Origin of the sequence: Pseudomonas sp. Ga0074129, from assembly GCA_001465025.1 — a bacterium.
Classification (GTDB): Bacteria; Pseudomonadota; Gammaproteobacteria; order Pseudomonadales; family Pseudomonadaceae; genus Aquipseudomonas.
The window spans coordinates 81,209-94,639 of the sequence record LNDO01000073.1 but is presented as its reverse complement, the minus strand read 5'-3'; the positions used below and the strand labels follow the sequence as shown (position 1 = coordinate 94,639).

Sequence of the window (13,431 nt, the reverse complement as noted above, 5' to 3'; positions counted from 1 at the left end):
CTGAGTCTTGGCAGGGGAGGACGCCGGTGACAGACTGGGGTCGAATCATACGTGGCAGCCCGATCTTGGCAAAGGTACTGGTCGGGCTTTTTTATCCTTGGGAGGTCTGCTGTGGACAAGTTGGAAAAACCGTTGGAAGCCTGGCGTGAAACGCTTTCCGATGAGCAGTTTCATATTTGTCGGCTGGGCGGCACAGAGCGGGCCTTCAGTGGCCAGTATCACGACAGTAAAGTGCCAGGCATTTACCACTGTGCGTGTTGCCAAACGGCGCTGTTCGATTCGGATGCCAAATACGATTCCGGCAGCGGTTGGCCCAGCTACTTTCAGCCGGTTAGCGGGGAGGTGATTGCCAGTGTGGACGACTTCAGTCACGGCATGCACCGCATTGAAGTGAAGTGCGCCAAATGCGACGCGCATTTAGGGCATGTCTTTCCGGATGGACCTGTGCCGACCGGGCTGCGTTATTGCATCAACTCCGCGTCACTCAATCTTGTGCCGCGTGCATAACATTTAACTAAGGCTCGTCATCCACGAGCCTTATTTTCGAGCAATTAAATTGCATGCAATTTAATTGCTCGTTATTGTGGTCGCCACTTCCATTCACGTGAGGCCAGGCGCATGAGTAACGATCTTTTCGACATCCCAGTCACGACCATTAACGGTGAGCAGAAAACCTTGGCCGACTTTGGCGGCAAGGCTGTGTTGGTGGTAAATACCGCGAGCAAGTGTGGCTTTACTCCGCAGTACAAGGGGTTGGAGAACGTCTGGCAGGCCTACAAGGATCAAGGCTTGGTGGTGCTGGGCTTCCCCTGCAACCAGTTTGGTAAGCAGGAGCCGGGTGATGAAGGCGCCATCAGCGAGTTTTGCGAGCTGAACTTTGGGGTGACTTTTCCGCTGTTCAAAAAGGTCGATGTGAATGGCAGCGATGCTCACCCGCTGTTTGTCACACTGAAGAAGAGCGCGCCGGGTCTGCTCGGTAGCCAAGGCATTAAGTGGAACTTCACCAAGTTTTTGCTGAGTGCCGATGGCCAGGTGGTCAAGCGTTTTGCCCCAACCACCAAGCCTGAAGATTTAACTGCCGAGATCGAAGCGTTGCTGCAATGAGCCAAAGCAAGCCGCTGACAGAGGAAGACGCCCTGCAGCTGGATAACCAGCTGTGTTTCAAGCTGTATGCCGCCTCGCGGGCGGTGATTCGCGGCTACAAGCCTATGCTCGATCAGCTCGGCCTGACCTATCCGCAATACCTCGTGATGTTGGTGTTGTGGGAGTGGCAGCTAAAACCACCAGAACTGCCGACGGTTAAGGCGCTCGGCGAGCGTTTGCTGCTGGATTCCGGCACGTTGACGCCCTTGCTCAAACGCCTGGAAACACAGGGTTTGGTGCGGCGCAGGCGTGCGGCCAGTGACGAGCGTGAAGTGCATTTGGCATTGACCGACACAGGCTGGGTCATGCGTGAGCAGGTGCCTGCGTTGCAGCACGCGTTGCTGTGTCAGCATGGCGTCGATTTGAATGAACTGGTCGCGCTGCGCAACCAACTCGGTGGGTTGCTCAATCAGTTAACGCTGCCCAACCACTGATCCAGCAGGGCGGCCAGTTCTTCCTTGCGAAACGGTTTGGCTAGGTAATCATCCATGCCCGCTGCTCGACACCGATCACGCTCATCGGCCAATGCATTGGCGGTAAGAGCGATGATCGGCAGCTTGGCGATGGCTTCTTTTTGCCGGATGCGCCGAGTGGTTTCATAGCCATTCATAACGGGCATGTTGCAGTCCATCAGCACCAGATCGACCTGCTGGGTTTCCAGCAGGGTAAGGGCTTCTGCGCCGTGATTGGCCAGCAAGACATCAAATCCCAGCTTGCCCAACATGCCTTTGGCCACCAGTTGATTAACCGGGTTGTCCTCGACCAATAAAACCCGCGCCTGGTGGCTGCGCGGTGGGTTTTTTTCTGTGGCATGGGCAACAGGTTGTTCGTGATTCAGCACGTGACGCAGCGCGTTGAGCAAGGCTTGGCGTGACAGCGGCCGTGCCAACTGTTCGGCAGGTGCCAGGCGCTCTACGTCTTGATGGCTGAGGAAGTTGCCGTAGGTGCTGATCAGCAGAATGGGTATGTTTGAAGTTTGGCGCACGTCATTCAGGCGTTGCGGGCAGTCCGTGATTAGCAGGTCAGCGTCGATCGCGTTCAGTGAACTGTCAGCGTCGAGGTGGTGGTAATCCAAGCCCCAGCTTGGCAGCAGACTTGCCAATTGGGCGCTGAGTCCTGAGCTGGCGGGGCTTAGTCCGATGATTCGGCCTTGCAATCGTGTTGTCTGAGCTGCGCCCGCTTGCGCCGCCAAGGGCAGTTCGACAAAGAAGGTGCTGCCAAAACCCTCGCGGGTTTCCAGGCTGAGTTTACCGTGCATGGCTTCACACAAGCGGCGTGTCAGCGCCAGGCCTAAACCTGTGCCGCCAAATTGGCGCGTAATGCCCACCCCGGCCTGAGCAAAAGGGTGAAAAATACGCGTTTGGGCTTCTTGAGCAATGCCTATGCCGGTGTCACGCACCACGATATTGACGCCGTTGGCTTGAGTTTTAACGCTGACATCCACGCGGCCAAAACGGGTGAACTTCAAGGCGTTGGACAGCAGGTTGCTGACAATCTGCCGTACCCGTGTGGGGTCGCCGAGAAATTGGCTGGGCAGTTGCGGGTCAATCAGGCAGGTCAACTCCACGCCGGGTGCAGCGTTTTGCGAAAGCAGGTTGGCCGTTTCTTCAACCAGGCTGCCGAGGTCAAAGGGAATCAGTTCAAGCTCCAGTTGACCGGCTTCAAACTTAGACAGGTCAAGAATGTCGTTGAGCAGTTCCACCAAGACCTTGCCGGATTCGTGGGCAATGGAGAGTTGTTGGCGTTGCTCGTTATTCAGGGGGCCGTCAAGTGACAGCGCGAGCATCCCTAGCAGGCCATTGAGTGGTGTGCGTATCTCGTGGCTCATGTTGGCGAGAAAAGCCGAGCGTGCTTGAGCCATGTCCAGCGCCGTACGCTTGGCCTGTTCGAGTTCGCGGTTAGAGTCGAGCAGGCGACTATTAGCCGCTTCAAGCTGTTCGGTACGCGCTGAAATCATGCTTTCCAGCTCTGCCAAATAGCGGGTCAAGCGCTCTTCGGCTTGCTGACGCTGCTGGATCTCGCTGGCAATGCTGCTCAATTGGCGATTGGTCACGTCAACCAATACGCCGATTTCGTCGCGCTCGTGATTGGGTGGGTAGGGCAGCTTGGTATTATCAGGGCTGCGCAGGTCACGCTCACTGAGGGCGCGGATAACCCCAGTCAGTGGCTTGGTCAGCATGAAATAGAACATGACCAACAAAATCAGTGACAGCAGCAGGCTCCGGGCAAAACCGGTTCCCAGGGTGAGCAGTGAACGGTTAAGAAAGTGGCTGCCAAAGGCATAGGTGTCCACTTCAAGGCTCAGCCTGCCAAGGGCTTCTTTGGGTGAGTGGCTGACAAACAGATCTGTTACGAAATAGCGGCGCTCGCCAAACATAAAATCGCTCAGCACTCGGTAGCGACTTTCCAAGGGCGGGCGGCTGACGCTGGCCAAGGTCATCTGGTTATTGTCGACAATTTGCGCGCTGATCACCGCCGGCGATCGCAAAAGGCCGAGTACCAATTCCTGCGCCAATTCGGCATCAATGTTGTAGGCGATGCGAGCAGCCGGGTTATGGCTGATTTCCATCAAGGCGTTGATCTCGCGATCGATGGCCTCATCTTCGCTGGCATAATCGATGCCCACCTGAATCAAGCTGAGCACCGTGCCGAGGATGAAGGCAACCAAAACGGTCAAACCGGCCTGTTTGAATGACAGACGTTGGGTTAGCGCTATATCCATATTGGCTGGCAGTTCTCAGTTTTAATTGCCTGCCAAGCATAGCCCAACTGATTTACTGCACGGCAGTACTCAAGCTGCCAGAAAGCTTAGGAGTGTGTTGTGGATTCGCGTTTAAGTGATTTTTTATTGCGTGCTGATGCTGTACTGACCCGCCTTGAACCTCTATTGCCCGCCCTTAGCGTGCCGGTTGACTGGCAGCAGACGCTGGCGGCGCGCTGGGTCCGTGAGGGGCATCGTGGGTATTTGTTGCCGCTCAAGGTTAGCTTGGACATGCAATTGAGCGATCTGATTGGTGTCGACCGCCAGCGTGCTCAGTTAGCGCGCAATACGCAGCAATTTATGCAGGGTTTGCCGGCTAATCATGCTTTGCTTTGGGGTGCGCGCGGCACGGGCAAGTCATCGCTAGTGCGGGCGCTGCTGGCTGAGCATGCGCCGCAAGGGCTGCGCTTGATCGAAATTGAACGTGATCATCTGGCGGATCTGCCACGCATCGTCGAACTGTTGAGCGAGTGGCCACAGCGTTTCGTCTTGTTTTGTGATGACCTCTCATTTGAGGCGGGTGAGGGCGATTACCGCATGCTCAAGACCGTGCTTGATGGCTCGCTGGAGCGTGCGCCAGACAATGTGCTGCTGTATGCCACCTCCAATCGCCGGCATCTGCTGCCGGAGAAGCAAACCGATAACGAAAACTGGCAACGTGTGGACGGCGAGTTGCATCCCAACGAAGCGGTAGAAGACAAAATTGCGCTGTCCGACCGGTTTGGTCTGTGGCTGTCGTTCTATCCCTTCACTCAGGCGCACTTTCTCGATGTGGTCAAACATTGGGTGGGTGTGCATGCCGCGCAGTCCGGGTTGGATTGGCAATGGCACGAAGAGCTGGAAAAAGCGGCTATCCGCTGGGCGCTGGGGCGCGGCAATCGCAATGGCCGTTGCGCCTACCAGTTCGCCCGTGATTGGGTCGGGCTGCAACTGCTGAGTCAGACCCATGATTGACCTGAATGGGAGCGGGCAGGGCCTTGAAGGTTATCCGTTACTGCGGGCGCAGTTGCAGGCCTTACTGGCGGGTGAACGCGACTTTGTAGCGAATGCGGCACAGTTTTCAGCGTTTCTGTTTCACCAATTGGATGATCTGAATTGGGCCGGGTTTTACCTGGTGCGTGGCGATGAACTGGTGCTGGGGCCTTTTCAAGGCCAGGTGGCGTGCGTACGGATTCCGTTCGGGCGTGGTGTGTGTGGCACCGCAGCCGCCAGCGGGCAAGTACAACGGGTTGAGGATGTGCACGCCTTTGCTGGGCATATTGCCTGCGATAGCGCATCAAACAGCGAATTGGTTATTCCGCTGTTCAAGGACGACCGGTTGTTCGGTGTGTTGGACCTCGACAGCCCAACGCGTGGACGCTTCAGCGCCGAAGACCAAGTCGGCATTGAGCAATTGGTGCAGGTGTTTGTTGAGTCGACCGACTGCTGAGTGTGAATGAGCCTGGGGCTGCCAGGCTCATTCGGCTGTATCAGGCTTTACCAGACATTTTGGCCAGCATCTTCTGCTCACCCGGCAGAACACCTTGCACGGATTCGCGCGCCTTGATTCGCGCATAGTGCGCGCTCAGGCTCGGCCAGCGTTGCGCATCGAGTTGCTCACCGCCGTGTTCCATATTGATCAGTTGGCAGGCCAGGGCCAAATCGGCCAGGGTCAGTTGCTCACCCACTAGGTATTGAGTCGAACCCAGGGTTTTTTCCAGGTAATCAAAGTGGGGCGGTAGCTGCTCGTTCAGGGCCTTTTGCACAGCGGCTTCATCGCAGGGTTGGCCCATGCTGGGCTTCAGCGCGCGGTTGCGAAATACGCTGAAGGTGCACAGGGGCGCCAATTCGTAATCGGCATATTTCTCCAGCCAGCTCACCTGAGCGCGCTGCTCTGCGGTCTGGCCCAGAAGTTGCGCGTCATCGGGGTATTTGTCGTTGAGGTAGCGGCAGATAACGCTGGAATCCGCGAGGCCGGTGTCACCATCTTTAAGTGCGGGTATACGGCCTAGCGGGCTGATGTCTTTAAACCACGCTGGCTGAGCAAAAGGCAGGATGATTTCCAGCTGATAGTCGAGAGCCTTCTCGGCTAGAAACAAGCGGACTTTACGAACGAAGGGCGACAGTGGGGCACCGTAAACAGTCAGGCTCATGGATGTTCCTCGAGGCTAAATTGCAGTGCGCAAGCGAGGTGCTTGCGTGTCAGTCATAAATGTTTTTCTTTTTCCATTCGCTGTCACCACCCAGGGACTCTAGGCCTGCATCCAGTTCGCTGGGTTCGTTGAGGCTGGGTTTGCTGGTTTCCAGCACAAGGGCGTTTGCCCTGGCGAGTTGTTCTTCGAATTTCTTCAGGGTGTTTTTGTACTGTGTTGGGTCCGGCTGTTTACGCAGGTATTGCACGCCGCGCTCAAAGGCTAGGCGGGCTTGGCCTGGCTGGTTCTGTTGCAGCGCTTGCTGCCCCATATTGCTGAAAAGTTCGATGTGCACCTGGGTCAGCATGGTGCGAATTTCTTTGAGCCAATGCTTGGCTTCATTGGTATTGAGGATGCCGTCTTTGGCGCAGCGGGTCAGTTGGCTGTGCAGGCTTTCCAGTTGGAAGCGCACTTCTTTAGCCTTAACCTCATTAAGAATAGGTTGCTGTGGGTTTTCGATAGCAATCGCGTCGCCCTGAGTGAGCAGTAGGCGTAACTCCTCAACCCGAGCGCGCAAGGAACTGTTGCCCTTGTCGAGAGGCAGTATGCGTTCGCTGAACAGTAATTGCAGGCGGCTCAACAACTGTTTGAGCGGCGGTGTCATGAGTTGGCCGGGAAATGTCTCGGACAAAATTTCACAGCGGCGCAGGCGATCGCCAAGGTCAGCCTTTAGCCTGGATTTCTCCAGTTTGTTTTTCTCGACCATATGATTGATGTAGGCGATGGCAATCAATACAAAGATGCCTGTCACAATCAATACGGTAATCACGAGTGGGGACATGATGGAGCCTCTCGTCACCGGGTTTTTCGTCCGAGTGTAGTGCCTTAGCCTGATGGCTGATAGAGCTGCATCACATTCGGGGCTGAAGTCATTGATTTATAAAATTTTTTACACAGAGGTTGACGAGTCCTCAAAGGCTCCATAGAATGCGCGCCACTTCGAAGCGCAAAGCCACACGGTAAAACGCCTCGAAGCCGGAAAGAAGTTTTGCTTCCGGGCAGCGTCCCCTTCGTCTAGTGGCCTAGGACACCGCCCTTTCACGGCGGTAACAGGGGTTCGAGTCCCCTAGGGGACGCCACTTCTTTAATGAAGTGCGTTTGTTACAAGCGGGAATAGCTCAGTTGGTAGAGCACGACCTTGCCAAGGTCGGGGTCGCGAGTTCGAGTCTCGTTTCCCGCTCCAGATTTTAAGAAGTCTTGCAATTGCAAGGTTTCACAAGTTCCAAGGTCCCCTTCGTCTAGTGGCCTAGGACACCGCCCTTTCACGGCGGTAACAGGGGTTCGAGTCCCCTAGGGGACGCCATTTTTGTACCAAGTTGCATTGCGGGAATAGCTCAGTTGGTAGAGCACGACCTTGCCAAGGTCGGGGTCGCGAGTTCGAGTCTCGTTTCCCGCTCCATATTTAGTAGTGAAAGTCACAAAAACGCCGCTCATTGAGCGGCGTTTTTGTTTGTGTATTTTTTGCAGCCTGTAAAAAAGCCCGCCGGTTATGCCGTGCGGGCTTTTTGTCTATTGGCGCCGTTGTTAGTGCGTACCGCCGTGGGCGGGCAGGGCCAGCAGCTTTTTTTCCTGGTTCCAGTCGAAGGGCTCATCGTTTTCGTTTGCGTAAAAACGGCGTTCTTCGAGGGCCTGATACATCTCGATTTCTTCGTCGGGCATAAAGTGCAGGCAGTCACCGCCAAAGAACCACAGCAGGTCACGTGGTACCAGATGGGCGATTTGCGGGTAACGCTGGAAAATCTGGCTGATCAGGTCCTGGCCCAGGTAGAGGCTGGCTTCCGGGTCGTTGGGCAGGTCGCTGAGCAGTTCGTCATAGCGCTCGAGGTACATGGCGTGGCTGTCATCGAGAATCTGCTCAGCCTCACCGAGGGCTACCAGAATGGTGCGCAGTTGTTGCAGCAGCGCGAGGTGATGGTCGATGTGGGTGTTGGCCATGGGGCGATCCTGTAGGTAAAACGGGCGCGAAAGTATAAAGCTCACGTCGCCCGCTGTCCTGTTGCTTGATGCCTGCACATTGTCGGCCGTCGTAAAGCGACCCTGTGCGGCGCTGCTAGCGCACCTTGCCAGTGCCCAGCGTCAGTTCCTCCTTGGCGAAGTCGTCGACATCAATCACCACTCGCCGAGCCGCTTCGGCCTGCTTTAAATTGCGCGCTTCTTCAGGGTTGAGGACGCCAGCAGCCAGGCCTGCATCAATCAGACTTTGCCCAGGCTGCGCGTGCACCTGGTTTGCCTTGACGGCCTTGTGCAGCTTCTTCTGCAGGGGTTGCGTTTCGCGCAGCAGGTTTATGGCGTGTTGCAGGGCACCCACGGGGTCCTGTTCGGCCAGCGGGCGATAGCAGCCTTCAAGTAACTCCTCCAGTGCCGGATCACCGCTGTTGCGGCCGATAATGCCGGCCACTTCAGCGTCCAGTTCATCGCTTGGGCCTTTGTGCCGGCGACCGAGCGGCAATACCAACAAGCGCAGGGCGCAGCCGAGCAGTTTGTTGGGGAAGTTGCTGAGCAGTTCGTCCAGCGCCTGTTCGGCTTTGCCCAGGCTTTCTTCCACGGCCCAGTGCAGCATGGGGTGTGAATGTTCCGGGTAGCCGAGGTCGTGGTAGCGTTTGAGCGCCGCCGAGGCCAGGTATAAGTGACTAAGCACATCACCAAGGCGCGCGGACAGGCGTTCGCGGCGTTTCAGTTCACCGCCCAGCAGCATCATGCTGGTGTCGGCGAGCAGGGCAAAGGCTGCGGCCAGGCGGTTGAGTGCGCGGAAATAAGGGCGGCTGATGGAGTCGCCGGGAACCTGGCTGAAAACCCCAAGGCCGAGGCTGAGCAGCAGGCTGCTGGCGGCGTTGCTGATGGCAAAACCGATATGTTGCAGCAGCAGCGAATCGAACTCTTCTAGCGCCTGATCTTGATCTTCGCGACCAGCCAAGGCCATTTCCTTGAGCACATAGGGGTGACAGCGAATCGCGCCCTGACCAAAGATCATCAGGTTGCGCGAGAGGATATTGGCCCCCTCCACGGTGATAAAGATCGGCGCGCCCTGCCATGAGCGGGCCAGGTAGTTGTTCGGACCCATGACAATGCCCTTGCCGCCGTGAACGTCCATGGCGTGGCTGATGCATTCGCGGCCACGTTCGGTCAGGTGGTACTTGAGGATGGCCGAGAGCACTGAGGGTTTCTCGCCCAGATCCACCGCGTTGGCAGTGAGGATGCGTGCGCTGTCCATCAGCCAGGCGTTGCCGCCAATCCGCGCAAGGGCTTGCTGGATGCCTTCAAAGGCTGAAAGCGGCACATTGAACTGCTCGCGGACCTGGCTGTACTGACCGGTGACCAAACTGGTGAATTTGGCCGCGCCGGTGCCGACAGCTGGTAGGGAGATGGAGCGGCCTACGGACAGGCAGTTCATCAGCATTATCCAGCCCTTGCCGAGCATCTCCTGGCCGCCGATCAGGTACTCCAGCGGAATAAACACATCCTTGCCGGAATTTGGACCGTTCATAAAGGCTGCGCCGAGCGGTAGATGGCGACGGCCGATCTCGACGCCGGGCGTTTCGGTGGGTACTAGGGCCAGACTGATGCCCAGCTCTTCTTCTTCGCCCAGCAGATGCTCGGGATCGTAAGCCTTGAAGGCCAGGCCAAGCAGGGTGGCAACTGGGCCGAGGGTGATATAGCGCTTTTCCCAGTTCAGGCGCAGACCGATCACTTCCTCGCCTTGCCACTGGCCTTTGCAGATGATTCCTGTGTCCGGCATGGCGCCAGCGTCGGAGCCTGCTAGCGGGCCGGTGAGGGCGAAACAGGGGATGTCCTCACCACGCGCCAGGCGCGGCAGGTAATGATCACGTTGTGCCTCGGTGCCGTAGTGCATCAGTAACTCGGCTGGGCCGAGGGAGTTGGGCACCATCACCGTGGAGGCCAGATCACCCGAGCGGGTGGCCAACTTCATTGCCACCTGGGAGTGGGCGTAGGCCGAAAAGCCCTTGCCGCCATATTGCGTGGGGATAATCAGTGCGAAGAAGCCGTGTCGCTTGATATGCCCCCAGGCCTCGGCGGGCAGGTCCATCTGCTGGCCGATCTGCCAGTCACTGACCATGGCGCAGAGCGCTTCGGTCGGGCCGTCGATAAAGGCCTGCTCTTCTTCGGTGAGCTGCGCTTTGGGGTAGGCGAGCAGGGTGTCCCACTTGGGGCGGCCGCTAAATAGCTCGCCATCCCACCACACGGTGCCGGCTTCGATGGCGTCGCGTTCGGTGGCCGACATTGGCGGCAGTACGCGTTTGAACCAGGCAAACAGCGGCGCAGTGAATAGGCTGCGGCGTTGTTGCGACAGCAGCAGAGGTAAGGCTACTGCCAGCAGGAGCAGCCAGAGCAGGCCCAACAGCCAGACCGGTGCTTGGCTGAGCGCGCCCATCACAATCAGAAAACCGGCCACCATTGCCAGGGCGGACAGAGGCGCCGTGCGCCGGTGGGCTAGAAAGGCCGTGCCGAACAGCAGGGCGAGTAACCAGAGAGCGAGCATGCAGAGTTCTCCATGGTGACAGTGCGTTTTTCCGCACCATCACGAACATAGTCGTCATTGATGGCGACAAGAGCGGTGGGCTTGGCCGAATCGTCGTGACATTGGCTGGACTCGTCTCGCTAGACTGGTCTCTCAGTCATGGAGCAACCCTGATGCGTGAATACCTCGAACCCGGCCGCTTCATCGATAGTGACCACCCCGCGCTGGTGGAGTTCGCAGAAAAATTTCGCGGTGCCAGTCGCGACCCACGTGAGCAGGCCATCAACCTGTATTACGCGGTGCGCGATGAGATTCGCTACAACCCCTATGTGTTCAGCCGTGAGCCGGACACCCTCAAGGCCAGTCATGCGGTGCTCGCAGGTGAGAGTTATTGTGTGCCCAAGGCTGCGTTGCTCGCGGCTTGCGCTCGGCATTGCGGCATCCCCGCACGGATTGGCTTGGCCGATGTGCGCAACCACTTGGCTACGCCGCGGTTGTTGGCGTTGTTGCGCAGTGATGTGTTCGCCATGCACGGTTACACCGAACTGTACTTGGCTGATCGTTGGGTCAAGGCTACGCCAGCCTTCAACCTGGCCCTGTGCCGGGTGTTCAAGGTGGCGCCTTTGGCATTTGATGGGCTGAACGACAGCGTTTTTCACCCCTTCAACCAGCAAGGCCAGCCTTATATGGAATACCTGCGCGACCACGGGCAGTTTGCGGATGTGCCGCACGCACTAATGTTTGAACATTTGGCGACGTGTTACCCGCACCTGTTCACTGAGCAGTCGCTGACGCTTACGGGCGACTTGGCTGCTGAGGCGGCGGGCTGAGGTTTGTGCAGAGAGGCAGGCTACTCGTATCGATGTAGCTGATAGGCACCATCGTAAACAGTCACGTTTAATCTGCCCTGAGCACTGTTAGGCTGTGCCTGTATCGTGGGCCGTTGGCGTGTCGTGCAATCGCCAGGCAGGCCCGGCTCGTTGTTAAACACGCTACCGCTGTAATTTTTCTCTTCTGCAAGGTGCCCTTACTTTTATGACTACTGCGCTGTCCATTCGCCAGTTGACCAAGACCTATGGCAACGGCTTTCAGGCGTTGCATGGCATCGACCTGGACGTGGCTGAAGGCGATTTTTTTGCCCTGCTCGGCCCCAACGGTGCCGGTAAATCCACCACCATCGGCATCCTCTCGACCCTGGTGACCAAGACCACTGGTTCGGTCAATGTGTTCGGTCACGACTTGGATAAAGAGCCTTCGGCGCTCAAGCGCTGCCTGGGCGTCGTGCCGCAGGAATTCAACTTCAACCAGTTCGAGAAGGCCTTCGACATCGTCGTGACCCAAGCCGGTTACTACGGCATCCCGGCAAAAATCGCCAAGGCGCGCGCCGAGCAGTACCTGACTCAGTTGGGTTTATGGGGCAAGCACAACGTGCCGTCGCGTGAGCTGTCCGGCGGTATGAAGCGCCGTTTGATGATTGCCCGCGCGCTGGTGCATCAGCCGCGTCTGTTGATTCTTGATGAGCCAACGGCCGGTGTGGATATCGAACTGCGGCGCTCGATGTGGAGCTTTCTCACCGAGCTGAACCAGCAGGGCATCACCATCATCCTGACCACCCATTACCTAGAGGAAGCCGAACAGTTGTGCCGCAACATCGGCATCATCGACCACGGGCGGATTGTCGAAAACACCAACATGAAGGACCTACTGAAAAAGCTGCAGGTGGAGACTTTTCTGCTCGACCTCAAAGACGCCCAGTTAATTGCACCACAACTGCTGGGTTATCCGGCGCAGTTGCTCGACGCGCATACCCTGCAAGTGCAGGTGAACAAGGCGCAGGGCGTGACCGAGTTGTTTCGCCAGCTCGCGCTGCAGAAGGTTGAAGTGCTCAGCTTGCGCAATAAGACCAATCGCCTGGAGGAACTGTTTGTCTCCCTGGTGGAAAAAAATCTGACGAAGGTGGCGGTATGAGCACGGCGTATTTGAACTCCGAATTCACTGCCAATATGGTCGCGCTGCGTACCATCGTTTACCGCGAGATCCGGCGCTTCACGCGCATCTGGCCGCAAACCCTGCTGCCGCCAGCGATCACCATGGTTCTCTACTTCGTCATCTTCGGTAACCTGATTGGCAGTCAGATTGGCGACATGGGTGGCTTCAGCTACATGGAGTACATCGTGCCGGGGCTGATCATGATGTCGGTGATCACCAACTCCTACGGCAACGTGGTGTCGAGTTTCTTTGGCAGCAAATTCCAGCGCTCGATTGAGGAACTGATGGTTTCACCGGTGTCGCCACACATCATTCTGATTGGCTACGTCACCGGCGGGGTGTTGCGCGGCTTGGCAGTGGGGCTGATCGTCACCGTGTTGTCGCTGTTCTTCACCCATTTGCAGGTGCACCACTTGGGTGTGACGGTGTTGGTGGTGCTACTCACCGCGACCATCTTCTCCCTGGGCGGTTTTATCAACGCGGTGTTCGCGCGCAACTTCGATGATATTTCGATCATTCCAACCTTTGTGCTGACGCCTTTGACCTACTTGGGCGGGGTGTTTTATTCGATCAGCCTGCTGCCGCCTTTCTGGCAGACCCTGTCCATGGCTAATCCGGTGCTGCACATGGTCAACGCCTTTCGTTACGGCATTTTAGGTGTGTCAGATATCCGTATCGGCGTGGCCATCGGGTTTATGTTGGTGGCGACAGCCCTACTCTACGGCGTGTGCATTCGTCTGCTGATCAGCGGCCGGGGGATGCGTCAGTGACGTTGATTCTCCCCAGCCAGATGATCCATAGAACGGGCTAAATGACAGCCTTTCCTAACATCGGGAAACATGTTTAACGGCGGATCGCCCACATCACGCCGTTAGACTGACCCTCTACAA

13 protein-coding genes and 4 tRNA genes are annotated in these 13,431 nt (G+C 57.1%); 12 read left to right on the top strand and 5 right to left on the bottom strand.

Going from position 1 to position 13,431, the window contains the following annotated elements; genetic code table 11:
- The first annotated feature begins 111 nt into the window (after positions 1-111).
- The 3 genes from msrB (at position 112) to AUK77_RS09065 (ending at position 1,577) form a co-directional block, all read left to right on the top strand.
- Positions 112-507: a peptide-methionine (R)-S-oxide reductase MsrB gene (gene msrB, locus AUK77_RS09075; RefSeq protein WP_296128524.1), complete on the top strand. Its 396-nt coding sequence runs from the start codon at positions 112-114 to the stop codon at positions 505-507.
- A gap of 111 nt (positions 508-618) precedes the next feature.
- Entirely contained in the window at positions 619-1,104 is a 486-nt protein-coding gene (locus AUK77_RS09070; protein ID WP_296128521.1) for a glutathione peroxidase, read from the top strand.
- Entirely contained in the window at positions 1,101-1,577 is a 477-nt protein-coding gene (locus tag AUK77_RS09065; RefSeq protein ID WP_296128518.1) for a MarR family transcriptional regulator, read from the top strand. The genes AUK77_RS09070 and AUK77_RS09065 overlap by 4 nt, the downstream gene beginning before the upstream one ends.
- Here the strand turns inward: AUK77_RS09065 and AUK77_RS09060 are convergent.
- Positions 1,553-3,865 (bottom strand): response regulator, encoded by a 2,313-nt coding sequence (locus tag AUK77_RS09060; protein ID WP_296128514.1) that lies wholly within the window; start codon positions 3,863-3,865, stop codon positions 1,553-1,555. The two genes, AUK77_RS09065 and AUK77_RS09060, sit on opposite strands and share 25 nt — an antisense overlap.
- 99 nt (positions 3,866-3,964) lie before the next feature.
- Between AUK77_RS09060 and AUK77_RS09055 the strand changes: the two genes are divergently transcribed.
- Both AUK77_RS09055 and AUK77_RS09050 read left to right on the top strand, forming a co-directional pair.
- Positions 3,965-4,858: an ATP-binding protein gene (locus AUK77_RS09055; protein WP_296128511.1), complete on the top strand. Its 894-nt coding sequence runs from the start codon at positions 3,965-3,967 to the stop codon at positions 4,856-4,858.
- Positions 4,851-5,333, top strand: a complete 483-nt coding sequence (locus tag AUK77_RS09050; protein WP_296128508.1) for a GAF domain-containing protein — start codon at positions 4,851-4,853, stop codon at positions 5,331-5,333. The genes AUK77_RS09055 and AUK77_RS09050 overlap by 8 nt, the downstream gene beginning before the upstream one ends.
- Positions 5,334-5,373: 40 nt before the next feature.
- On the opposite strand, the gene AUK77_RS09045 is transcribed toward AUK77_RS09050, so the two are convergent.
- Both AUK77_RS09045 and AUK77_RS09040 read right to left on the bottom strand, forming a co-directional pair.
- Positions 5,374-6,036, bottom strand: a complete 663-nt coding sequence (locus AUK77_RS09045) for a glutathione S-transferase family protein (RefSeq protein ID WP_296128506.1) — start codon at positions 6,034-6,036, stop codon at positions 5,374-5,376.
- A gap of 49 nt (positions 6,037-6,085) precedes the next feature.
- Positions 6,086-6,856, bottom strand: a complete 771-nt coding sequence (locus AUK77_RS09040; RefSeq protein ID WP_296128503.1) for a hypothetical protein — start codon at positions 6,854-6,856, stop codon at positions 6,086-6,088.
- A 222-nt stretch (positions 6,857-7,078) separates the two neighbouring features.
- On the opposite strand from AUK77_RS09040, the gene AUK77_RS09035 reads away from it, so the two are divergent.
- From AUK77_RS09035 to AUK77_RS09020, 4 genes are all read left to right on the top strand, one after another.
- Positions 7,079-7,154 (top strand) — tRNA-Glu (locus tag AUK77_RS09035).
- 28 nt (positions 7,155-7,182) lie between these two features.
- A tRNA-Gly gene (locus AUK77_RS09030) sits at positions 7,183-7,258 on the top strand.
- A 44-nt stretch (positions 7,259-7,302) separates the two neighbouring features.
- A tRNA-Glu gene (locus tag AUK77_RS09025) sits at positions 7,303-7,378 on the top strand.
- A gap of 20 nt (positions 7,379-7,398) precedes the next feature.
- Positions 7,399-7,474, top strand: a tRNA-Gly gene (locus tag AUK77_RS09020).
- A gap of 125 nt (positions 7,475-7,599) precedes the next feature.
- Here the strand turns inward: AUK77_RS09020 and AUK77_RS09015 are convergent.
- Complete coding sequence (locus AUK77_RS09015) at positions 7,600-8,010, bottom strand: PA2817 family protein (RefSeq protein WP_296128501.1); 411 nt, start codon at positions 8,008-8,010, stop codon at positions 7,600-7,602.
- Positions 8,011-8,125: 115 nt separating this feature from the next.
- Positions 8,126-10,573 (bottom strand): acyl-CoA dehydrogenase, encoded by a 2,448-nt coding sequence (locus tag AUK77_RS09010; protein ID WP_296128498.1) that lies wholly within the window; start codon positions 10,571-10,573, stop codon positions 8,126-8,128.
- A 152-nt stretch (positions 10,574-10,725) separates the two neighbouring features.
- Here AUK77_RS09010 and AUK77_RS09005 point away from each other — a divergent pair, with 152 nt between their 5' ends.
- From AUK77_RS09005 to AUK77_RS08995, 3 genes are all read left to right on the top strand, one after another.
- Positions 10,726-11,382, top strand: a complete 657-nt coding sequence (locus tag AUK77_RS09005) for a transglutaminase family protein (protein WP_296128497.1) — start codon at positions 10,726-10,728, stop codon at positions 11,380-11,382.
- A gap of 205 nt (positions 11,383-11,587) precedes the next feature.
- Positions 11,588-12,520, top strand: a complete 933-nt coding sequence (locus AUK77_RS09000; protein ID WP_296128495.1) for an ABC transporter ATP-binding protein — start codon at positions 11,588-11,590, stop codon at positions 12,518-12,520.
- Positions 12,521-12,531: 11 nt separating this feature from the next.
- Complete coding sequence (locus AUK77_RS08995) at positions 12,532-13,311, top strand: ABC transporter permease (protein WP_296128581.1); 780 nt, start codon at positions 12,532-12,534, stop codon at positions 13,309-13,311.
- Positions 13,312-13,431: the final 120 nt, after the last annotated feature.